Annotated in this window: 17 protein-coding genes; 5 read left to right on the top strand and 12 right to left on the bottom strand. The window is 69.5% G+C overall.

Translation table 11 applies throughout. The features are described 5' to 3' along the window. Window positions 1-15: 15 nt before the first annotated feature. Together fahA and hmgA are read right to left on the bottom strand one after the other, a co-directional pair. Window positions 16-1,269, bottom strand: a complete 1,254-nt coding sequence (gene fahA, locus JM664_RS17420) for a fumarylacetoacetase (protein ID WP_227421195.1) — start codon at window positions 1,267-1,269, stop codon at window positions 16-18. Window positions 1,270-1,311: 42 nt separating this feature from the next. After that, window positions 1,312-2,673 carry a homogentisate 1,2-dioxygenase gene (hmgA, locus tag JM664_RS17425; RefSeq protein ID WP_227421196.1) on the bottom strand — a complete coding sequence of 454 codons (1,362 nt, stop codon included), beginning with the start codon at window positions 2,671-2,673 and terminating at the stop codon, window positions 1,312-1,314. Window positions 2,674-2,740: 67 nt separating this feature from the next. On the opposite strand from hmgA, the gene JM664_RS17430 reads away from it, so the two are divergent. From JM664_RS17430 to JM664_RS17440, 3 genes are all read left to right on the top strand, one after another. Continuing rightward, entirely contained in the window at window positions 2,741-3,172 is a 432-nt protein-coding gene (locus tag JM664_RS17430; protein WP_227421197.1) for a MarR family winged helix-turn-helix transcriptional regulator, read from the top strand. A gap of 81 nt (window positions 3,173-3,253) precedes the next feature. Beyond that, window positions 3,254-4,210: a diacylglycerol/lipid kinase family protein gene (locus JM664_RS17435; protein ID WP_227421198.1), complete on the top strand. Its 957-nt coding sequence runs from the start codon at window positions 3,254-3,256 to the stop codon at window positions 4,208-4,210. Next, window positions 4,210-5,007 (top strand): metallophosphoesterase family protein, encoded by a 798-nt coding sequence (locus JM664_RS17440; RefSeq protein ID WP_227421199.1) that lies wholly within the window; start codon window positions 4,210-4,212, stop codon window positions 5,005-5,007. Before JM664_RS17435 ends, JM664_RS17440 begins: the two co-directional genes overlap by 1 nt. Here JM664_RS17440 and hslU read toward each other — a convergent pair. Continuing rightward, window positions 4,995-6,296, bottom strand: a complete 1,302-nt coding sequence (hslU, locus tag JM664_RS17445; protein WP_227421200.1) for an ATP-dependent protease ATPase subunit HslU — start codon at window positions 6,294-6,296, stop codon at window positions 4,995-4,997. The genes JM664_RS17440 and hslU overlap by 13 nt on opposite strands. A gap of 72 nt (window positions 6,297-6,368) precedes the next feature. Then, window positions 6,369-6,923 (bottom strand): ATP-dependent protease subunit HslV, encoded by a 555-nt coding sequence (gene hslV / locus JM664_RS17450; RefSeq protein WP_227421201.1) that lies wholly within the window; start codon window positions 6,921-6,923, stop codon window positions 6,369-6,371. 148 nt (window positions 6,924-7,071) lie between these two features. On the opposite strand from hslV, the gene JM664_RS17455 reads away from it, so the two are divergent. Further along, window positions 7,072-7,737 carry a hypothetical protein gene (locus JM664_RS17455; RefSeq protein ID WP_227421202.1) on the top strand — a complete coding sequence of 222 codons (666 nt, stop codon included), beginning with the start codon at window positions 7,072-7,074 and terminating at the stop codon, window positions 7,735-7,737. 97 nt (window positions 7,738-7,834) lie between these two features. Here JM664_RS17455 and trxA read toward each other — a convergent pair whose 3' ends face one another. The 8 genes from trxA to regB all read right to left on the bottom strand — a co-directional run bounded on the left by trxA (window position 7,835) and on the right by regB (window position 19,574). Continuing rightward, window positions 7,835-8,155, bottom strand: a complete 321-nt coding sequence (trxA, locus tag JM664_RS17460; protein ID WP_227421203.1) for a thioredoxin — start codon at window positions 8,153-8,155, stop codon at window positions 7,835-7,837. Between the two features lie 32 nt (window positions 8,156-8,187). Beyond that, complete coding sequence (gene addA / locus JM664_RS17465) at window positions 8,188-11,493, bottom strand: double-strand break repair helicase AddA (RefSeq protein ID WP_227421204.1); 3,306 nt, start codon at window positions 11,491-11,493, stop codon at window positions 8,188-8,190. Then, window positions 11,490-14,369, bottom strand: coding sequence for a PD-(D/E)XK nuclease family protein (locus JM664_RS17470; protein ID WP_227421205.1), 2,880 nt, complete (start codon window positions 14,367-14,369; stop codon window positions 11,490-11,492). Before JM664_RS17470 ends, addA begins: the two co-directional genes overlap by 4 nt. Beyond that, the gene (locus tag JM664_RS17475; RefSeq protein ID WP_227421206.1) at window positions 14,362-15,033 is read right to left on the bottom strand and encodes a nucleotidyltransferase family protein; all 672 of its coding nucleotides are present in this window, start codon (window positions 15,031-15,033) and stop codon (window positions 14,362-14,364) included. The genes JM664_RS17470 and JM664_RS17475 overlap by 8 nt, the downstream gene beginning before the upstream one ends. Beyond that, window positions 15,009-16,019, bottom strand: coding sequence for an aminoglycoside phosphotransferase family protein (locus JM664_RS17480; RefSeq protein ID WP_227421207.1), 1,011 nt, complete (start codon window positions 16,017-16,019; stop codon window positions 15,009-15,011). Before JM664_RS17480 ends, JM664_RS17475 begins: the two co-directional genes overlap by 25 nt. Then, window positions 16,012-16,482 carry a tRNA (adenosine(37)-N6)-threonylcarbamoyltransferase complex ATPase subunit type 1 TsaE gene (gene tsaE / locus JM664_RS17485; RefSeq protein ID WP_227421208.1) on the bottom strand — a complete coding sequence of 157 codons (471 nt, stop codon included), beginning with the start codon at window positions 16,480-16,482 and terminating at the stop codon, window positions 16,012-16,014. Before tsaE ends, JM664_RS17480 begins: the two co-directional genes overlap by 8 nt. Before the next feature lie 64 nt (window positions 16,483-16,546). Then, window positions 16,547-18,166 carry a PAS-domain containing protein gene (locus JM664_RS17490; RefSeq protein ID WP_227421209.1) on the bottom strand — a complete coding sequence of 540 codons (1,620 nt, stop codon included), beginning with the start codon at window positions 18,164-18,166 and terminating at the stop codon, window positions 16,547-16,549. 43 nt (window positions 18,167-18,209) lie between these two features. Further along, entirely contained in the window at window positions 18,210-19,574 is a 1,365-nt protein-coding gene (gene regB / locus JM664_RS17495; protein ID WP_227421210.1) for a sensor histidine kinase RegB, read from the bottom strand. A gap of 23 nt (window positions 19,575-19,597) precedes the next feature. On the opposite strand from regB, the gene JM664_RS17500 reads away from it, so the two are divergent. Further along, window positions 19,598-20,203 (top strand): SCO family protein, encoded by a 606-nt coding sequence (locus JM664_RS17500; protein ID WP_227421211.1) that lies wholly within the window; start codon window positions 19,598-19,600, stop codon window positions 20,201-20,203. The last annotated feature ends 26 nt before the right edge of the window (window positions 20,204-20,229 follow it).

Raw genomic sequence — 20,229 nt, forward strand, 5'->3', positions numbered from 1 at the left:
CGCATGGTATTGGGATCAGGGAAAGCTGACCGCCGGCAGGATCCGCCCGGAACAGGCGCCGAACCCGACGCGAAAGCCGTCGCCCTGCGCATGGCCCCTCAGCGTCAGCACGTCGCCATCCTCTATGAAGGTGCGCTTGACGCCGTTGGTGAACTGCAGCGGCCGCTCGCCGCCCCAGGTGAGTTCCATCAGGGAGCCGAAATTCTCCGGCTCCGGCCCAGAGATCGTGCCGGAGCCCAGCAGGTCGCCCGTCCGCATCGCGCAGCCTGAGCTGGCATGGTGCGCAAGTTGCTGCGCTGCCGAGTAGTAGAGCTCGCGGTGGTTCGTGCGGCTGATGATCCGCGCCGCCGCGCCCTCGGGATGCATCTCGACGCTGAGGTCTATGTCGTAGAGGCCCGGCGCCTCCTCCTGCAGGTAGGGCAGTAGCGGCACCTCAGGCGGCGGCGCATCGACCGCGAACTCCGCCAGCGCGGCGGCGGTGACGATCCACGAGCCGATGGTTGTGGCGAACGCCTTTGACTGGAACGGGCCGAGCGGCTGGTACTCCCACGCCTGAATGTCACGCGCCGACCAGTCATTGAGGAGTACATAGCCGAAGATCATCCGCTGCGCCTCGGCCACGCTCAGTGGCCGGCCCATCTCGGAGGGCGTGCCAACGACGGCACCCACCTCGAGCTCGATGTCGAGCCGCCGACTAGGTCCGAATACCGGCTTGTCGGCGTCCTTCGCCCTGGTCTGGCCGAGCGGGCGGCGGATCTCGGTGCCGGAGACCACCACGGTCGAGGCCCGCCCGTTGTAGCCGATGGGGATGTGCAGCCAGTTCGGCGGCAGCGCGTTCTCCGGCCCGCGAAGCATGGTGCCGACGTTGAAGGCGTGCTGTCGCCCGGCGTAGAAATCAGTGTACTCGGCAACCTGCAACGGCAAGTGGAGACGCGCCTCCGCCATGGGGATGAGCAGCGGTTCGACGTGATCCCGCTCGGCCGCACCCTCGGCGAGAAGCGCCGTAAGCCGCGCGCGAAGCGCGGACCAGACCTCCGGACCAGCCGCCATCAACCTGTTCCACGACAGCTCTGCAAATAGCGGCCCCGCTGGCAGGAAAAGCAGCCCCGCCTCCTCGGCGCGCCGGCAGTCGAGGATCATCTCGCCGATGGCGACGCCGCAGCGTGCGTCCTGCCGGTGGGTCGAGAAGACGCCGCATGGCAGGTTGTTCAGGGGAAAGTCGGTCTCGGCCGAGTTGGCCGAGGCGACCCAGCTCCGCTTCAGGGGCATGAGACTCCTGCGGATCGTTACGCTGCGATCATGCGACGTGCCCTACTTGAGGCCGGGCGTGCCGTCGAACTTCTTCTCGATGCCGTCCCAGCAATGGACGTAATCGTCCTGCAGCGGGGCCTCGCGCGCGGCGAATTCGGTCAGGTGCTGTGGAAAGCGAGTCTCGAACATGAACGACATCGTGTCCTCCAGCTTGTGCGGCGCAAGTTTCGCGTTCGACGCGCCCTCGAACGCCTCACGGTCGGGGCCGTGCGGCAGCATCATGTTGTGCAGGCTCATTCCGCCCGGAACGAAGCCCTGCGGCTTGGCGTCGTACTGGCCCATGATGTTGCCCATCAGCTCTGACATGACGTTCTTGTGGTACCATGGCGGGCGGAAGGTGTCCTCCGCCACCATCCAGCGGTCGCGAAAGAGCACGAAGTCGATGTTCGCTGTCCCCTCCACACCCGACGGCGCGGTCAGCACCGTGAAGATCGATGGGTCCGGATGGTCGAAGAGGATCGCGCCGACGGGGCAGTAGGTGTTGAGGTCGTACTTCACCGGCGCGTAGTTGCCGTGCCAGGCCACCACGTCGAGCGGGCTGTGTCCGATCTCGGTCACATGGAACTGGCCGCACCACTTGATGGTCAGTGTCGAGAGCACCTCGCGGTCCTCGTAGGCCGCAACCGGCGTCTTGAAGTCGCGGCGGTTGGCCATGCAGTTCGCCCCGATCGGACCCCGGCCCGGCAGCATGAACTTCTGCCCGTAATTCTCGCAGACGAAGCCGCGCGCCGGCCCTTCCAGAACCTCGACGCGGTAGACCATGCCGCGCGGAATGATCGCGATCTCCTGCGGGGCGAGGTCGATGATGCCGAGCTCGGTCGCGAAGCGCAGCCGCCCCTCCTGCGGTACGACGAGGATCTCGCTGTCGGCGGAATAGAAGTAGGCGTCCCGCATGGACTCGGTGACGAGGTAGATGTGGCTTGCCATGCCCACCTGCGTGTTCACGTCGCCCGCCGTGGTCATCGTGCGCATTCCGGTCAGCCAGGTCAGCCGCTCGTCGGTGTGCGGCACCGGGTCCCAGCGGTACTGGCCGAGGCTGGTGACGTTCTCCACGACGTGTGGCGCGGTCTTCCAGTAAGGCAGCTCGATCCGATCATAGCGGCCCGAGTGCTTCACTGACGGGCGGATCCGGTAGCACCAGGTCCGCTCGTTCTGGTGGCTGGGCGCGGTGAACGCGGTGCCGGAGAGCTGCTCGCCGTAGAGGCCGTAGTTCACCTTCTGCGGGCTGTTCATCCCCTGCGGCAGCGCGCCCGGCAGCGCCTCGGTCTCGAAGTCGTTGCCGAAGCCCGGCATGTAGCCCTCGACCGTGCCGACCGGCGTCGCCGCGCTCCGCAGTCCCGAAGAGGAAGCCTGTTCATTCATCGCGATATCCTCCTTGAGCTGGCGCAGGCATATTGGTTGTATTTGTAACCAACAAGGAGAAAGCGGCGTGACTGAGGCGGATTTCGAGCTGAGGGACTTCCTGCCGTTCCTGCTGAACCAGGCGGCCGAGGAGGTAAGCCTCGGCTTTGCGCAGGTCTACAAGGCGCGGTACGGGATGCTCCGGACGGAATGGCGGGTGCTCGCCCACCTTGGCAGTCGTGGCCCAATGACCGCCAGCGATATCGCCGCCTCGGCAAAGGTGCACAAGACCAAGATCTCCCGCGCTGTGAGCGCCCTCGAGACACGGCGGTTCCTCAGCCGCACCACGGTCGAGACCGATCGGCGCCGCGAGCTGCTGCGGCTGACCGACATGGGAAAGGCGGCATTCGACGATCTGGTGGCGACGGCGCGGGCCTACGACCGAGATGTGGCGAGGCAATTCACCACGGAAGAGCAGGCGGTCCTGCGCCGCTGCCTCGCCCGCTTGGCGGGACTCTGACGAGCGCCGATTGTCGCGGGTGCAGAAACAACTGCTGCGTTGGCGCGTTGCCATCTCCGCGACCTCAACAACAGGCACCCGATGAACGCCGTGATCCAGCATCCGAACACCGACGCCGGCGCCGCGAGGCCGCACCCGGACATCTGCGTCATTCTCAACCGGTCCTCGGGCAAGAAGAAGGACAAGACGCTGGAGAACCGCCTGAAAGATGCCTTCGCACGGCATCCCGGGCGCTTCGAGCTGCGCACGGTGCAGAAGGGCGGCGATCTCGCGGAGGCGGCGCGGCGGGCGGTTGGCGAGGGTTTTCCCGTGATCGTCGCGGCCGGCGGCGACGGCACGATCTGCGCTGTCGCGGCGCATCTGGTGAACAGCGACAGTGCGCTCGCCGTGCTGCCGCTCGGCACCTTCAATTTCTTCGCCCGCGGCCTCGGCCTGCCGGAGGACGTCGAGGAGGCAGTCGAACTCGCTGCCACCGGCCGTCCGCAAGCGGTCTCGGTCGGCGAAGTCAACGGACAGATCTTCCTCAACAACGCGAGCCTCGGAATTTATCCCGCGATCCTGCAGCAGCGCGAGGGCACCTATCGCCGCTGGGGCCGCTCGCGCCTCGCGGCACACTGGTCGGTGCTCGTAACGTTCTTTCGATTCCACCAGTCGCTCTGGCTTCGGGTCAGCATCGACGGCGTGCCGCAGCGCAAGAAGACGCCGCTCGCCTTTCTCGCGCGCAGCGCCTACCAGCTGGAGCAGTACGGGCTGGACGGTGGCGACTGCATCCGCGATGGCAGGTTTGCGCTGTTCCTGGCCAAGGACAGCAACCGCTGGCACCTCCTTCTCTACGCGATCCGACTGCTCTGGGGCCGTATGGTGCCGGGGCGCGACTTCGACATGTTTTGCGGCGAGGACATCGTGATCGAGACGCGCCGTCATCGCAGGCTCGTCGCGCGCGATGGCGAGCGGGAGCGGATGCGGTCGCCATTCCACTTCCGCATCCTGAGGGAATCGCTGCGGGTGATCGCTCCGGAGCCAAGGGATCCGGGTTGATGCGGCGTATCCTGCACGTCTCCGACCTCCATTTCGGCCGCGACCGGGCCGAGCTCCTGCGGCCGCTGATCGACACGATCAACCGCCTCTCGCCGGATCTCGTCGCGATCTCCGGCGACTTCACCCAACGCGCCCGGCTCGGCCAGTACCGGGCGGCGCGCACGTTCCTGAGCCATCTCGAGCCGCCGACGATCTCTGTGCCGGGCAACCACGACACGCCGCTCGACAACCTCTTCGAGCGGCTCGTCCGGCCCTGGCACCGCTACCGCCGGTACATCGACCGCAACCTCGAGCCGAGCTTCGAGGACGAGGAGATCTCGCTGGCAGGCGTCAACACCGTGAACCAGTATTCATGGCAGCGCGGCTTGTTCCGCAGCCGGGCCATACGGCGGGTCTGCGCCGCCTTCGGCCGCAAGCATGAGCGGCGACGGATGCACATCGTGATGGTGCACCACCCGCTGGAGCACACACCGGGGGTGGACAAGCGCCTGATGCGCGGCGCGCGCGATGCACTCGACGAGCTGCACGAGTGCGGCGCGGACATCGTGCTTTCGGGCCACCTGCACACCTGGCGCGCCGAGCCCTTCGCCGACCGCAGTGGCCTGCTCCTCGTACAGGCCGGGACCAGCCTCTCCACCCGTGTCCGGGGAGAGCCGAACGACTTCAACCTGCTCAGCATCGAGGGCCGCCGGGTCACGGTGGAGCGATACTGCGCCGCATCGGACGCGACGCATTTCGACCTCGGCCATGCGGCGACCTTCGAGAAGGTCGGCGACGGCTGGGCTCAGAGCACGTAGCGGCTGGTGTCGGCGCTTCGGGTGAGTTCGCCGAGGTTCGCCTCCACGAAATCCGCGTCGACCGTGACGTTCTCGCCTCCGCGATCAGGCGCGTTGAAGCTTAGTTCCTCGAATACGCGCTCCATCACCGTATATAGCCGCCGTGCGCCGATGTTCTCGACCGACTGGTTCACGTCGGCCGCGATCTTTGCAAGTGCCGCGATGCCCTCGTCGGTGAAGGTGACGGAGACGCCCTCGGTCTGCATCAGCGCCGCGTACTGACGGGTCAGCGCATTGTCCGTCTCGGTCAGGATGCGCACGAAGTCCCCCTCGGTCAGTGCGCGCAGCGTCACCCGGATCGGAAGCCGGCCCTGCAGCTCGGGCAGGAGGTCCGAGGGCTTGGCAACGTGGAACGCGCCCGAAGCGATGAAGAGGATATGGTCGGTCCGCACCGGCCCGTACTTGGTCGAGACCGTCGTCCCCTCGATCAGCGGGAGCAGGTCGCGCTGCACCCCCTCGCGGCTGACGTCGGCGCCCTTGGCGTCGGATCGGGCGGTAACCTTGTCGATCTCGTCGAGGAACACGATCCCGTTCTGCTCGACCGCGTCCACGGCCGCCTTCTGCACCGTCTCGTCGTCGAGCAGTTTGTCCGCCTCCTCGCCGAGCAGCACGTCGTAGCTTTCGGCCACGGTCATCCGCTTGCGCACGGTCCGGCCCGAGAACGCCTTGCCGAAGAGGTCTCCGAGGTTCATGCCCTGCATCGCGCCGCCGCCCGGAAGCTCGATCTGCGGGAAAGGCGACGACGTGTCGGCGACATCGAGCTCGATCACCTTGTCGTCGAGTTCGCCGCGCTTGAGCTTGTCGCGGAACATGTCGAGCGTCTGGCCACGCGCGTTCTCGCCCGCGATGGCATGCAGCACGCGGTCCTCGGCGTTCTTTTGAGCACGGGTCTTCACGTCCTCGCGCATGTGCTCGCGGGTCATCGTGATCGATTGCTCGACGAGGTCGCGGACGATGCTCTCCACGTCGCGGCCGACATAGCCCACCTCGGTAAACTTCGTCGCCTCCACCTTGAGAAACGGCGCCCGCGCGAGGCGCGCCAGCCGCCGGCTGATCTCGGTCTTGCCGACGCCGGTGGGGCCGATCATCAGGATGTTCTTGGGGAACACCTCCTCGCGCATCTCCGGGTCGAGCTGCTTGCGGCGCCAGCGGTTGCGCAGCGCCACGGCCACGGCGCGCTTGGCGTCCTTCTGGCCGATGATGAAGCGGTCGAGCTCGCTGACGATCTCGCGCGGTGTCAGGTCGGTCATCGCGGTTTCCTCTCCGGGCGCCGAAGCCCGCCTTCTTTGCTCTTCAAGTATCCCCGCCGGAGGCACCGCGCGTCAGCGCGGCCCGATCCGCTCGACGGTGAGCGAGCCGTTCGTGTAGACGCATATGTCAGCGGCGATGGCCATGGCGCGGCGGGCGATGTCCTCGGCCGACAGATCCTGGTCGATGAGGGCGCGCGCGGCCGCGAGCGCATAGTTGCCGCCCGAGCCGATGGCCGTGACGTCGTGCTCGGGCTCCAGAACGTCGCCTGCGCCGGTCACGACGTAGAGCTCCGCGCCATCGGTCACGATCAGCATCGCCTCGAGTTTCTGCAGGTACTTGTCGGTGCGCCAGTCCTTGGCCAACTCGACGCAGGCGCGTTGGAGCTGTCCCGGCGTCGCCTCCAGCTTCGCCTCCAGCCGCTCAAGCAGGGTGAACGCATCAGCGGTAGAACCGGCGAACCCCGCGACAATCTCGGCGCCGCCGGGCTGGAGCCTGCGCACCTTGCGCGCAGTGCCCTTGATGACGGTCTGGCCGAGACTGACCTGTCCGTCGCCCGCCACGACGACCTCGCCGCCCTTTCGGACCGCAACGATGGTGGTGCCGTGCCAGCCGGGAAACTCGCTCATCCTACGCCTCCTCGCTTCCGGGGCGATATGCACCCGCGAACGCGCGGCGACAACCGCTGCTGACCAAGCGTCACCTCGATACGTCTCCCGGTTTCGGACCCGACATGCTATCGTGCATAGGTATCCGTTGGAGCGCGGGAGTCACGCCATGCCCGATCCCACCGCGTCGCTGAAGAACATCGTCGATGCCGCCGATGTCGCGCTACGTATCGTGGATGAGCTTGTCGGGCGGGCATCTCGCCTGAAGCTGCTCTTTGCCGGCGTCGTCTCGATGCCCGCCGAAGCGGAAAGCGCCATCGAGGAGATCCTTGAGGAGGTCGAGAAGTCGCTGAAAGCGGTCGATGCCGCGACGCGGGAGTTTCTGGCGGCGGTGCAGAGCCCCGGCACGCTCCTCGACAACGAGGACAGGCTTCACGAACTTTCCGGCTCGTTCCTGCCCAAGCTGGTCGAGGACAAGCGCGGCCATTGCGACCGTATCAGGGAGCTCGACTGGCGCTATCTGAACGGCGCGCTCAACCGTTTCTTCTCGGGCAGCAAGCGCGGCGAGGACGAGGCGCGTCAGATCCTCAATGAACTGTCGGAAGCGGACAACGACATGTTTCGGGGTCTGGCAGAAGCGGCCGTGACCATGCGGAACGTCGCGCGCGAAGGATATCGCCTCAAGCTGTCCGACCAGCGGAAGGACGCGGAGACGTTGCTGCGCGAGGCGGGTCTGCGGTTGCTGAACCTGCGCGACGGATTCAATGACGCTTTGGTCCGGATGGCGGAACTGAAGCGCGAGTTCGTGAAGGAGAGGATGTCGCGGAGGAAGTGAGGCCGCCAGTGCCGGGCCGCCTCACCCGCTGCGACCGGCGACACAAAAGGGCCGCCGCGTGCGCGACGGCCCTCGAGAAACGCTCATCGCCAGAGGGTCAGAGCGCTTCCTTGATCCAGTTCTCGAGTGCGGCTTTGGGCGCGGCGCCAACCTTGTTCGAGACGACCTCGCCGTCCTTGAACATGAAGAGCGCCGGGATGCCGCGGACGCCGAGTTGCGCCGGAGCATTCGGGCTCTCGTCCACGTTGACCTTCACGATCTTGACTTGGCCGTCATACTGCTCGCTCAGTTCCTCGAGCGCCGGGCCGATCTGGCGGCAGGGCCCGCACCACTCGGCCCAGAAGTCGACGATGACCGGGATGTCGGCCTGCTTCACTTCCTGATCGAAGGTGGTGTCCGTGACGGCGACGGTAGCCATGATGGTCTCCTGACTGTGCTGAGGCGCAACACCTATGGAGCGGCACTGAGGGCGTCAAGCAGCGCCGCCGTCGTCAGCTCCGGCGGCAGGGGCATCAGGGTGGCAGTGCGCGTCCAGAGGATCGCGGTATCGATCCGGCGGTCCGGGTAGATCTGCGTCAGCGCCGCGGCATAGGCGCCCATCTGCCGCAGAAGCCCGTTCGGTGTGTTCTCGGCCCGGTTCGGCACCGTTCGATTTGTCTTGAAGTCGATGCAGAGCACGGCGTCGGGGCCAACGATCAGCCGGTCGATCACACCGCGCAACGTTCGCGCGCCGAAGTTGGGCGGTGCCGCCGCGAACGGCACCTCGGCCAGAGCGTCTGGCGCGAAGACGAACGCCAGCGCCGGCGACTCCAGTACCGCCGCCGCCTCGGCCAGCAGATCCGGGTCCGGTCCGTCGAGGAGCGTGGCGGCGGTCTCTGGCCACGCCGCGCGCGGAGCGTTCGGCAGATGCTCGAGCAGGAGATGAAGCCGCGTGCCGCGCAGCAGGGCCGCCGCCTCGTCCAGCCCCTCGCCCGGCAGCGCCTTCGCGCCGCCGAGGTTCGAGGCGACGAGCGGCTGTGGTCGCGCCGGCGGGGGCGGCGCCGCGACGTCGGGCACTTGCGGCGGCGGCGGTCGCGCGGCTTCCGGTTCGCGTGCCTGCGGCGCGGCGCTCCAGTCGCCGTGCTCGTCGCGCAGCCCCTGCCCCGTCGGATGGTCGCACGCAACCGCGCCGCAGCGGGCGAGGCCGGCCGCGACCAGGTCGTACCAGGTGTCTCCGCCCGGCTTGTGCTGCCCAGCGCCGCAGACGATGAGCCAGGTGCGGGCCCGCGTCGCGGCGACGTAGAGGAGGCGCCGGCGCTCCGCCGCCTCGGCGGCCTCGCTCGCCGCACGGGCGGCGGCGAGCAGTGGCGGCTCCTCACCGCTGCGCATCTTCCACAGCGGCAGGCCATCCTCGCCCGGCAGGATCTCGTTGCGGTGCTGTGCCTTGCCCCGCAGCGTGTCTGGCAGGATCACCAGCGGCGACTCGAGCCCCTTGGCGCCGTGCACCGTCATCACGCGGATGCGGTTGCCGGCGCTGCCGGCGTCGCGCCGCACCTCGATGTCCTCGGCCTCGATCCACGACAGGAAGCCGGTGAGGCTCGGCGTGTCCGTCCGCTCGTAGGCGATCGCCTGATTCAAGAGCTCGTCGATGCCGTCCTCCGCCTCCTCGCCGAGCCGCGCGAGCAGACGTCCGCGGCCGTCGTGCCGGATCAGGATGCGCTCGATCAGCTCGTAGGGACGCAGGAAGTCGGCCGCGTCGAGCAGGTCGCGCAGCACGGCGAGCGTCTCCGCCTCGCCGCTGCCGCGAAGCGCCTGCCAGATATGCCCGGATCGGCCGTGCGCCAGGTCGTAGAAACGGCCTTCGCTCCAGCCGAAGAGCGGCGAGCGCAGCGCCTCGGCCAGCGACAGGTCGTCCTCCGGCAGCGCCAGGAACTTGCAGAGCGACAGGATGTCCCGCACCGCCAGTTCCGAGGTGAGGCGCATCCGGTCGGCGCCCGCCACCTCCAGCCGCTGCTCCTTGAGCGCGCGGATCAGACCGTGAAAGAGCTCGTTGCGCCGCTGCATCAGGATCAGCACATCGCCTGGACGGATCGGGCGCAGGACGCCCTGCTCGTCCGGGATCGCGACGCCTGCGTCGATCATGCGCCGCAACTCGGCCGCGATCTGCCGCGCAAGGGTGGTGTGGGCGGCATTCGGTGTCGGCTTGTCGACCGGATCGTACCACGCACCCTCCTCCTCCTCGTCCGGCGGCGGCACCACCGGCCAGAGGTCTACGCGGCCCGGCAGATGTTCGTGGAAGGCGTTGTGGCGCACATCGGGCTCGAGGCCAGTGCCGTCCTCGAAGCAGGCATCGACCGTTTGCAGGATCGCGCGCGACGAACGGAACGAGTGCAGCAGTTCCAGCCGCTGGATGCCCGCCGCAAGGCGGCTGCGGAAATGTCCGTACATCCTGTCGAAGCCCGCCGGATCGGCACCTTGAAACGAATAGATCGACTGCTTCTTGTCCCCCACGACGAAGAGCGTTCGCTCGACCTCGCGCGCGCCGCGGCCGGAAGCGAACTCCCGCGCCAGTCGCTCGATCACCTCCCACTGGAGCGGGCTCGTGTCCTGCGCCTCGTCGATCAGGATGTGATCGATGCCGCCGTCGAGGCGGAAGAGCACCCAGTCCGCGACCGACGGGTCGTCGAGCAGGCGCCGTGCCTTGAGGATCAGGTCGTCGTAGTCGAGCCGCCCCGTCCGCGCCTTGCGCCCCTCGTAGAGCGGCAGGAAGGCGGCCGCGAAGCCATGCAATGCCGCCGTCCGCTCGGCCGCCTCGATGGCGCAGCGGGTGCGCCGCGCGTCCGCCACCCGCTCCATCAGGTCGTCGAGTGCGGCGGCGTCTATGATCGCCCGCGTCGGCTTGGTCGGGAACCGGCTGCTTGGCGAGAACGGAGTTGCGCCTGATTTCGTCAGGAGGACGTCCTCCAGGATCAGGAGGTCCGCCAGCGCCGGCGCGTCGAGGTCGAGGCGGCGCAGCTTCTGACACGCGTCGACGTCAAGCGTGGAGCCACGGCTGCAGGCCTCCGTGACCTCGCGGAGAAGCGGCGCGGCACCGTCGAAGACGTCGGCGACGAGGCGCTCCATGCTGAGGCCGGGCGGCAGGCCGAGCAGGCCCCGCGCGCCCGCCAAGTCGAGCGGTGTGCCGAAGCCGTCGCGGTGCCGCGCGATCTCCGCCGTCAGCGCGTCGAAGTCGGCGCCGGTGAAGTGCCGCGCCAGCGCGTCCACTACCCCCGCCTGCGAACCGTCCGCCATCTCGTCCACGATGGCGGTCCGCAGCGCGGCGGCCGCGTTATCGTCCATTTCGGCGAAATGCGGCGTGACGCCCGCCTCCAGCGGGAAACGCCGCAGGATCGCGGCGCAAAAGGCGTGGATCGTCTGGATCCTGAGCCCGCCCGGCGTCTCGATCGCGCGCGCGAAGAGCGTGCGCGCCCGCGCCAGCGCCTCGGGCGGCAGCGCCTCGGTGACGCCCAGGCTGCGCAGCCGCTCGGTCAGGTCCGCGTCGTCCCGCATCGCCCAATCTCCGAGCGTCCGGAAGAGGCGGTTCTGCATCTCGCTCGCCGCCGCGCGCGTGTAGGTCAGGCAGAGCACATGCGCCGGCGGCACCCGCTCCAGCAGGAGCCGCGCCACCCGGTCGGTCAGCACCCGCGTCTTGCCGGACCCCGCGTTGGCGGAGAGCCAGGTCGAGATGCGCGGCTCGGCGGCCTGGTGCTGGCGCAGGGTCGCCTCGTCGAAGCTCATCGTGGCGTCTCCGGCGCGTCGCTGTCCTCCCACTCGCCGAAGCGGGCGAGGTGGTCGTAGTCGCCAGCGTAGTCGCGGCGCTCGACCGCGCGGCGCGAGGTATAGCCGCGGCCGGGTTCGTCCCACGATCCGATCAGTCGCCGGAACTCGGCCGCGATACCGGCGCTCTCGCCGGGTTCGAGCGGGATCGGCTTGTAGCTCCCGCTGCCGCCGACGGCGATGTAGCCGACCTCTGCCACCCTCGCGGCCGGTACACCGGGAAAGGCTCCGGCCTCGGCCATGACCGCCTCCAGCAGGAGCTGCTTGTCGTACTTGCGCACCTGCTTCGGCGTCGGTGGCGCTCCGGTCTTGTAGTCGTAGATGGCCAGCGTGCCGTCCGACAGGCGGTCGATCCGATCGGCGACGCCGGTCAGCGTGAAGTCAGGAGCGGTCATGGACCACTCGCCCCGCTCCTCGGTGATGAGCGGCGTCCCGCGGGCGCGCCGGTCCCGCTCAGTCGCGGCGAACCAAGGCGCGACACGGTCGAGGCGGGCGCGCCAGAGGCGCCGGGCGAGCGGCCAGGGCACCTCGGCCGCCAGCACCTCGTCGGCGATGCGGCCCAGCCGCGCCACCGCCGCCGCCACGTCCGCGTCCGGCCCCTCCCGCACGAAGCGGTCGAAGACGAGGTGCAGGACCGAACCCCTCAGCGGGGCGTCGGCCTCGTGCCGGAGCGGGTCGAGCGGGCGGAGCCGCAGGACGTGGCGCGCGTAGATTTCGTAGGGGTCGCGGATCAGCCGCGAGATCTGCGTGACCGACAGCCGGCGCGGACGCGCCGCGACCGGCGGTCGCGGAGACGGACGCGCGACGCGGGGCACCTTCGGCATCCGCCCGTGCGCCTCGGCCGCGGCGACCCAGGCGTCGCCGCGGGCGCGCATCGCCGCCAGCGCCTCCGGCCCGCCCTGCCCCGGAAGCCCGTCGAGCAGGTTCGTCAGCCGGTTCAGCCAGCGCGACGGCACCGTCTCGGCTTCGGTGTCGCGCAGGGTGCGGGCCAGCACGACCTCGGGCGCAGCGGCGGCCTGCTGGAAGTCGTGCGCCGCAAGGCCGATCTGCCGCTCGGGTGAGGTCAGGCCTGTAGCGGCCCGCATCGCGCGGTTGAGCCACGGGTCGGGTGCCGGAATCGCGGGCCAGACGCCCTCGTCGAGCCCGGCGAGGATCGTCAGGCCGGCGCCGCCCGATCGGGCCTCGAGCGTACCCCAGAACATGACGTCGGGATGCGGACCGGTGGCCTCGCGCACCTCGCCGGTCAGGTGCATAGCGATGAGCTGCTCGTAGTCTGCGGCGTCCATTTCGCCGCCATGCGTGGCCTCGCTGGCCAACTCGGCCATTGCCTCTGCCGCCTTCCTGCCCGGCTCCTCGTCCCAAAGACCGCCGGATCCGGCGTCGTTCGGCCCCGCGGCCAATGCCTCGGCCATCGCAAGGTGGCGCTCCACGTGGCGGCTGAGCAGCGCAGTTCCACCCGCATGCGGCGCAAAAACCGTCTTGGCGATCCACCGGGTCCAGTCGTCGTCGCGCCAGCCGGCGAGATCCGCAGCCGTCGGGAAAGCTGGCCCGTGGCGTCGCAGGTGCAGCTCGAGCTCGCGGGTGGCGAGAAGGTGCGCGCCTCGGTCCCCGCCGCTGGCCACGAGCGGGTGCTTGAGGAGGACGAGCAGCGCCTCGACCGTCAGCCTCCGGCCCATGAACGCCGCGACGTGGCGCAGCAGGCGACCCGGCGCCGACTGCGCCAGCGGGCGCCCGGCACTGTCGTCGGGCTCGATTCCCCAGCGGTCGAGCGCGGCGGCGACCCGCCGGGACAGCGTTCGATCGGGCGTGATCAGGGCCGCAGTCGCCCCGTCCTCGACTGCACGCCTTAGCCGCAGCGCGAGGGAGAGCGCGAGCAGGCGCGGCGACGGCGCCTCGATCAGCGTCACCGCTTGCGTGGCCTCGGCGATGTCGTGGAGCGCCGACCCCTCGCTGCGCCACTGGTCCGTCACCGGCGCTGGACGCAAGGCAAGCGAGATCAGGCGGTTGCGGGAGGGCACCGGCGCATCGCCCCACCGCTGCACCTGGCTCGGCGCAAGGTGCAGCCGCTCGAGAAGTGCCGCGATGCGGAACTGCGGGTGGTCTTCGGCGGTCGCGGTCTCCTTGAGGCGCTCCCAGACACCCTTGGGCATGTCGAAGTCGAAGCCCGGCAGCACAATCGCACCCTGCGGCAGTCGGGCGATGGCGGCGAGAAGCTCTGCCGAAGCGCCACGCGAGCCGGTCGAGCCGACGGCGAGCACGGGCGCGGCCGGGGGCGCGGCCTGCCACGCCGCGATCAGCCGCTCGATCCCATGCCGCCGCAGCCGTGCCGCGTCGGGCTCGGCGGCGTCCGCGACATAGTCGAGGGCGATGCGCAGGAAGCGGGCGCTCCGCGACCAGTGCGCGGCGTGATCGCCGAGCTCCAGCGTCTCCAGTGCCTCGGGCAGAACGCCCTCCGTCGTGATCTCGTCCATCAACTGCGCAAGGCTGTCGGCGAGGTCGAACGCTGCCGAGCGCGGCGCCAGCTCCGGCTGCCGGTCGAGCAACGCCGCAATCAGCCGCGCGAGTTCCAGCCGCCGGCGGAGCGGCGGCGATGCCACCCCCGCCTCGAGCCCGATCCCGTCGATCAGGCGGAGGCGCGGCATCAGGCGCGGGCCGGCGGCCTCGAGCGCCTCCTGAAGGCGGCGGCGCATCCGGCCCGAATTCGCGTAGAGGGTCGTCCGCGCCAGCGCCTCGGGCGTTGTGCCGAACGTCCGGTCCAGCCCGCGCGCGACGACGGCCGCGAAATCCGCGCCGGGCGGCACGCCGATTACGCGGGGCAGGTCCGAAGGCTCAAACATCGTGGCGGGCCAGCACGGCCTCGGCGGCGGCGATGCCCGCCGGGTGCCCGACGTCGCACCAGCCGCCGCGGTGGATCAGGCCGTAGAGCCGCCCTTCGTCCGCAAGCCGGTCCCAGACGCGGTTAAGCGAGAAGACGCGGTCCTCGATCCCGTCGAGGGCGTCAGCGCGGATGATCTGCGCCCCGGTGTAGGTGAGCGGCCCGCCGCGCTGCAGCCGCCTGTCCTCCAGCCGGAAGTCGCCCCGCCCCGGCACCTCGGTGCAGAGCAGGAGCGCGCCCATCTGCTCACCGTCCCAGTCCGCCGCCAGCGATTCGAAGGGGTTCGCGCCGGTCCAGATGGCGTCAGAGTTCGCGGTGAAGACGGTGCCGGCGCCGAGCATCGGCAGCGCCTGCCTGAGGCCGCCGCCGGTGTCGAGGATCTCCGGCGCCTCGTGGGAGACGGCGACGTCGAGCGGCGCGAGATGCCGCGCAAGCATTTCCGCCCGGTAGTGAGCGTTGGCGGCGATCCGGCCGATCCCCGCGTCGCCGGCGAGCCGCAGGACGTGGTCGATCAGCGGCCGGCCGGCCACCTCAATCAAGGGTTTCGGCCGGTCGGCGGTGAGCGCGCCCATGCGCGTCCCGAACCCCGCGGCGAAGATCATCAGCGCGTCGGGGCGGTCAGACATGCACTCCTCAGGCGGTCCAGGACGGGCGAGTCGGGCGGCGGCAGGTCCCGCCGCACGCGGCGCGCGAGCGACGTCAGCGCGGGGTGGTCGAGGTCCGCCTGCAAAAGGTTCCAGACCCGTGGCAGCAGGTCCAGATACCGCGGCTTACCGTCGCGCAGGCAGAGCCGGGCGAAGGTCCCGAGGATGCGCAGGTTGCGCTGAACGCCGAGCAGGGCCGCGGCGAGGTCGACATGCGCGCGCTCCATTCCGCATGACTCGGAATAGCGCGCCAGCATCGCCCTATGGACGGACAGCGACACGTCGCGCCGCACGTCGGCCACGAGCGACACGAGGTCGTAGATCGGGTGCCCCGCGGCGGCGTCCTGAAAGTCGAGCAGGCCGACCCGCGCCACGCCCACCCGCTGCGGCAGCCAGATCAGGTTCTCGGCGTGGAAGTCCCGCAGGACGAGGACCGACGTATCCGGTACGTGCAGGCGCAGGAGCGCCCGGATCTCTTGGTGAAACGCGTCCTCGCCTTCTGCATCGCCGATTGCGCCGTTGCGGTACCAGGTCCAGGCGAGCCGTGCGGCCGCTGCCATCTCCTCCGGCCCATAGCGCGGATCTTCGGGCGGCGGGTGGGCGTGGAGATGAGCCAGAACGTCTACTGCGGCCGAGTAGAGCTGCTTCTCCGCCCCCCGATCCCGCGCGATGACGCGGGCGAAGAGATCGTCGCCCAGATCCTCGAGCAGCAGGAAGCCGTTCTCCGGGTCCGCAGCGATGATCTCCGGCGCCGAGAGGCCGATGCTGGTGAGGTGGCGCGCGACACGGATGAAGGGTGCCACGCTCTCGCCCCGCTCGGGCGGTGCATCCATCAGCACCGCCTGATGCGGTCCCGAGAGGCGCAGGTAATGGCGGTTTGACGCGTCTCCAGCCAGCGCCGTCCGCACCGCCGCGCCCCACCCGGCGCGGTCGAGGAAGGCGGTCATCCGCTCGGTCCGGTCAGTCATGCGCGGCTGTCGCCAGCGGAACGCGCTTTGCCCAGCGGCCATCCTCGGCGTGCACCCTCAGCCGGCGGCCCGGCCGGTCGAGCATGGCGAAGTCGAGGCGGAGCGCGTCCGCCGGGACGTGTGTCCCGAGACGGTCCGGCCACTCGACGAGGCAGATCGCCGTGGCGAAGGCTTCGTCGAGGCCGAGCTCGAACGCTTCGTCGGGACCGCTCAGGCGGTAGAGGTCTGCATGCCAGATCTCGGCCCGCCCGTCGTCGTAGGTCTGCACCAGCGTGTAGGTTGGCGACGGCACGTCCTCGTCGCGGCCGAGGCGGGCGCGGATCAGCGCGCGGGCGAAATGCGTCTTTCCCGCGCCGATTTCGCCGCCGAGCAGCAGCACGTCGCCCGGCCGGAGCTCAGGCGCCAGCCGTCTAGCGAGCGCGGCGCTGGCGTCGGCGTCGGAAAGGTGAAGCGTCGCGTCCATGGCCGCCGATCTTGGCCGCGGCGCCGCCCGGCCGCAAGCGGCTGCAGGCAGGTCTGCCGGAGGGTCAGGCTCCTGCGAGGGCCGTGCGCCCGGCCGGCGCGAAGCGCTCTTGCGTCCGGCGGAAGCCGATCAGGGTCGCGCCTGCCGCGAGCGGTACGACGCGGCAGGCGAGCGCGCCGCCATCCTGCAGCCTGACCTGCGCCTGCCAGGTCGTGCGGTCCCTCACCCTGTCGGCGAAGTCGCGGATGTCGCCCCAGACTGGCGAGGGCACCGAGCGGTCGAGCCAGGTGCGCATCGCCTCGGTGATGCCGATGTCCTTGAGCGACGTACCCGGGTCGACACCCCAGAGCGCGATGTAGGCCTTGTTGGTCATTGTTAGCACGCCGTCGGCGGAGAAGACGGCGATCGCCTCGTCCAGGCTGTCGAGCACCGCCTGCCCCATCTCGAGCTCCGAGCGGAACTGCCGTGTGAGCGAGATTTCGGCGGAGATGTTCTCGAAGAGGAACGCCACCGCGCCGTCCGGGTGCGGGCGCCCCATGACCCGGTAGGTCTGGCCCGAGGGCAGCGACCAGGTCTCGGCGTAGGTGCCGTGCTCGGCCGCGGCCTCGAGCTCCAGAAGCTTCTTGCGCCAGCCGGAATAGTCGCGTGGTTCCGGGATCATCTTCTTCTCGCGCAGGCGGTCGAGAAAGCCGAAGAGCGTGGGCCGGCTCGCCAGGAACTCGAACGGCAGCTGCGTGAGGTCGGTGAGCGCGGGGTTGAAGAGCGCGAGGTGCCGCGACCGGTCGAAGATCGCGAGCCCGATCGTCAGCTGCGCGAATGTCTGCGTCAGGGTCTGCATGAACTCGCGCAGCTGGCCCTCGGCGTGGACGGTCGCGTCGACGCTGACGGCGACGAAGATCGCCTCGTCGCCCGCCGGCGTGCTGGTGCAGTCGAACCAGCGCTTGCGCCCCTTGCCGCCGGAGTCGAGCGCGAGCCTGCGGACGCCGGCCTCTCCGACCGGTGCCATCAGCTCGGCCGCCTCGAAGAGCGGCGGTGGCGGCCAGAGAGCGGTGTCAGCATCGCCCCTTATCCGCGCCACCATGTCGAGATAGGCGCGATTCGCCCAGGTGATCTGGCCCCGCGCCGTCTGCCGCCAGATCAGCGCCGGCGTCACCTCGTTCACCTGGCGCAGCGTCTCGAGCTCCCGCTCCATCGCGGTCAGGCTGTAGCGGTCGATCTCCCGGCCGGCATCCGCCGTTTCCACGTCGAGCAGCGTCAGGCGCGTCAGGGCGCCGCGCCATTCGGCGAGGAGGCGGCTGGTCTGATCGCGCGACCTGTATTCCTGCTCCCTGTCGTCGCCGAGTGCGCCGATCCTGCTCTCGAGATCGGGAAAGCGCGGCAGCAGGAGCATCATCAGGCGGGCCCAGTCGGTGCCGGCGGCGTCGGGCGCCGCGGCGACGAGCTGTCGCGCGCCGGCCGTTGCGTCGACCAGCGCCTCACCGTCGAAGAGGAAGACCAGATCCGTCGCGGCGCCATCCAGCAGCGCCCGCCGCTGCCGGCGCGCCTCGGGCGCGATTGCGGCAAGAACCCACACGGAGCAAAAGGCCGCTGCCAGCGCCGTCGTCCCCAGGCCGAGCACGAGCCAGATGTCGACCGCGTTGAGCAGCGTGTTCCAGACGGCCATCGTCGATCCCTCCACGGTCATGGAGGGAATCGTTCATCTTCGTTAATTCGAGGTTAAGATCCGGTCAAACCTCGATCGGGACATTGTGCCCGAGGGCGGCGCGCGGGCCGGAAACCTGCGCGTCGATGACGTTGCGACGCCAGCTGACGACGACGATGGCGCCGGTCTGCGGGGCCAGGGCGCCGCTGCCGTTGGCGAAGCTCAGTTCCGCGCCGGAGCGTTCGAGCAAGGTCTTGGCGATGAAGAGGCCGAGACCCATCCCCTCATACTCGGGGCGGGCGCGGCGGTCGTCCTCGACCCGCCGGCGGCGCACGAAGGGGTCGCCGATCCGGCCGAGGACGGAGGTCGGAAAGCCGGGACCGTCATCCGCAATGCGGACGAAGATGCGGTCCTCGGTCCAGCCGCCCTCGATCCAGACCGTGCTGCGGGCGAAGTCCACTGCGTTCTGCACCAGGTTTCGCAGTCCGTGAATGATTTCCGGCCGCCGCTGAATGGTCAGCGCCGAGCCTTCGCCCACGATGGCGTGGCGCACCTCCTTGCCGCGCCCGGCATGGGGCTCGGCCGCCTCGCGCAGCACGGCCTCGAGCGGCGCAAAGCGCAGGTGCAGGTCATCCTTGCCGATCCGGCCCATCGACTGGAGGATGTCGCGGCAGCGGTCGGCCTGCTCGCGGATCAGGCGCGCATCCTCACGCTGGTCGCCCTCGAGGTCCTCCATCAGCTCGGCGCTGACCAGCTTGATCGTGGCGAGCGGCGTTCCGAGTTCATGCGCCGCGGCCGCCACGACTCCGCCGAGGTCCGTCAGCTTCTGCTCGCGTGCCAGCGCCATCTGCGTCGCCACGAGCGCGTCGGACATCGTGGCGATCTCGCTCGTGATGCGCTGGGCGAAGGCGCCGAGAAAGCCCGCGCCGATGACGATGGCAAGCCAGAACCCGATGACGAACATCTCGGGCATCCGCATGATGGCGCCTTCGGGCGTGTGCAGCGGGACGTGCCAGAAGGTCACGGCCGTCACCAGCGTCACCGCGGTCCCGCCGAGGAGCGCCGTCGTTTGCCACCTGAGCGCGGTGGCCGAGATTGTGACAGGCACGAGGATGAGGAGCGCGAAGGGATTGTTGAGACCGCCGGTCAGGAACAGCAGGAAGGAGAGCTGCAGGATGTCGAAGAGCAGCATTCCCGTGACCTCGCCCTCTGTCAGGCGCTTGTTCTCGGGATAGATCGCCAGCGCCACGAGGTTCATCACCACCGAGATGCCGACCGCCAGGAAGCACAGGCCCAGCGCCAGCTCGAGCTCGAAGAGGCGCCGCGCCACCACGATCGCGGTGAGCTGGCCGCCGATGGCGATCCAGCGCAGGACCACCAGCGTCCTGAGCCGGATCCAGTTCGCGCGGCGGTGCTGCGTGAATAGGGAGGAATAGCTTGGATCGGTCACGGGATGCGCCTACCTCTGGCCGCATGAGGACGAGGAAGTTCTATGCCGGGGCGGCCGTGATGGCCATCGTCGCGCTGGTCGCAGGGCCGGTGGTCTGGACGATGATGCGCGACACGCCCGATTGCGGCGGCGGCGTGACCGGCGGCGACGTTGGCGGGCCGTTCGACCTCGTCTCCGAGACCGGCGCCACGGTCACGGACGCCGAGGTGATCGACCGGCCAGCGCTGGTCTATTTCGGCTACACCTTCTGCCCCGACATCTGCCCGTTCGACGCCGCCAGGAACGCGGAGGCGGTCGACCTGCTGGCGGAGGCGGGACACGACGTGAAGCCGGTCTTCATAACCGTGGACCCTGAGCGCGACACGCCCGAGGTGCTTGCGGAGTTCACCGACTACATGCACCCGGAGATGGTCGGCCTCACCGGGAGCGCCGAGCAGATCGCCGAGGCGGCGCGGGCTTACCGCGTCTACCACGCCATCCCGGAGCAGGAGGACGAGTACTACCTCGTCGACCACACCACCTTCACGTACCTGATGATGCCGGGCAAAGGCTTCGTCGACTTCTTCAGCCGCGAGGACACGGCCGAGGAGATGGCGGCGCGGACCGCCTGCTACCTCGACTCCGCGTGAATTGACGTGAAGGAGCCCTCGCCTAC

Source organism: Roseitranquillus sediminis (genome assembly GCF_016918935.1).
Lineage (GTDB): Bacteria > Pseudomonadota > Alphaproteobacteria > Rhodobacterales > Rhodobacteraceae > Roseitranquillus > Roseitranquillus sediminis.

Bases quoted from the DNA above. Each gene is read 5' to 3' on its own strand.
- JM664_RS17470 (WP_227421205.1), bottom strand. From the start codon at position 14,369: ATGTTTGAGCCTTCGGACCTGCCCCGCGTAATCGGCGTGCCGCCCGGC.
- hmgA (WP_227421196.1), bottom strand. From the start codon at position 2,673: ATGAATGAACAGGCTTCCTCTTCGGGACTGCGGAGCGCGGCGACGCCG.
- trxA (WP_227421203.1), bottom strand. From the start codon at position 8,155: ATGGCTACCGTCGCCGTCACGGACACCACCTTCGATCAGGAAGTGAAG.
- JM664_RS17500 (WP_227421211.1), top strand. From the start codon at position 19,598: ATGAGGACGAGGAAGTTCTATGCCGGGGCGGCCGTGATGGCCATCGTC.
- addA (WP_227421204.1), bottom strand. From the start codon at position 11,493: ATGAGCTTCGACGAGGCGACCCTGCGCCAGCACCAGGCCGCCGAGCCG.
- JM664_RS17490 (WP_227421209.1), bottom strand. From the start codon at position 18,166: ATGACCGTGGAGGGATCGACGATGGCCGTCTGGAACACGCTGCTCAAC.
- tsaE (WP_227421208.1), bottom strand. From the start codon at position 16,482: ATGGACGCGACGCTTCACCTTTCCGACGCCGACGCCAGCGCCGCGCTC.
- JM664_RS17440 (WP_227421199.1), top strand. From the start codon at position 4,210: ATGCGGCGTATCCTGCACGTCTCCGACCTCCATTTCGGCCGCGACCGG.
- fahA (WP_227421195.1), bottom strand. From the start codon at position 1,269: ATGCCCCTGAAGCGGAGCTGGGTCGCCTCGGCCAACTCGGCCGAGACC.
- JM664_RS17475 (WP_227421206.1), bottom strand. From the start codon at position 15,033: ATGTCTGACCGCCCCGACGCGCTGATGATCTTCGCCGCGGGGTTCGGG.
- JM664_RS17435 (WP_227421198.1), top strand. From the start codon at position 3,254: ATGAACGCCGTGATCCAGCATCCGAACACCGACGCCGGCGCCGCGAGG.
- hslU (WP_227421200.1), bottom strand. From the start codon at position 6,296: ATGACCGACCTGACACCGCGCGAGATCGTCAGCGAGCTCGACCGCTTC.
- JM664_RS17455 (WP_227421202.1), top strand. From the start codon at position 7,072: ATGCCCGATCCCACCGCGTCGCTGAAGAACATCGTCGATGCCGCCGAT.
- JM664_RS17480 (WP_227421207.1), bottom strand. From the start codon at position 16,019: ATGACTGACCGGACCGAGCGGATGACCGCCTTCCTCGACCGCGCCGGG.
- hslV (WP_227421201.1), bottom strand. From the start codon at position 6,923: ATGAGCGAGTTTCCCGGCTGGCACGGCACCACCATCGTTGCGGTCCGA.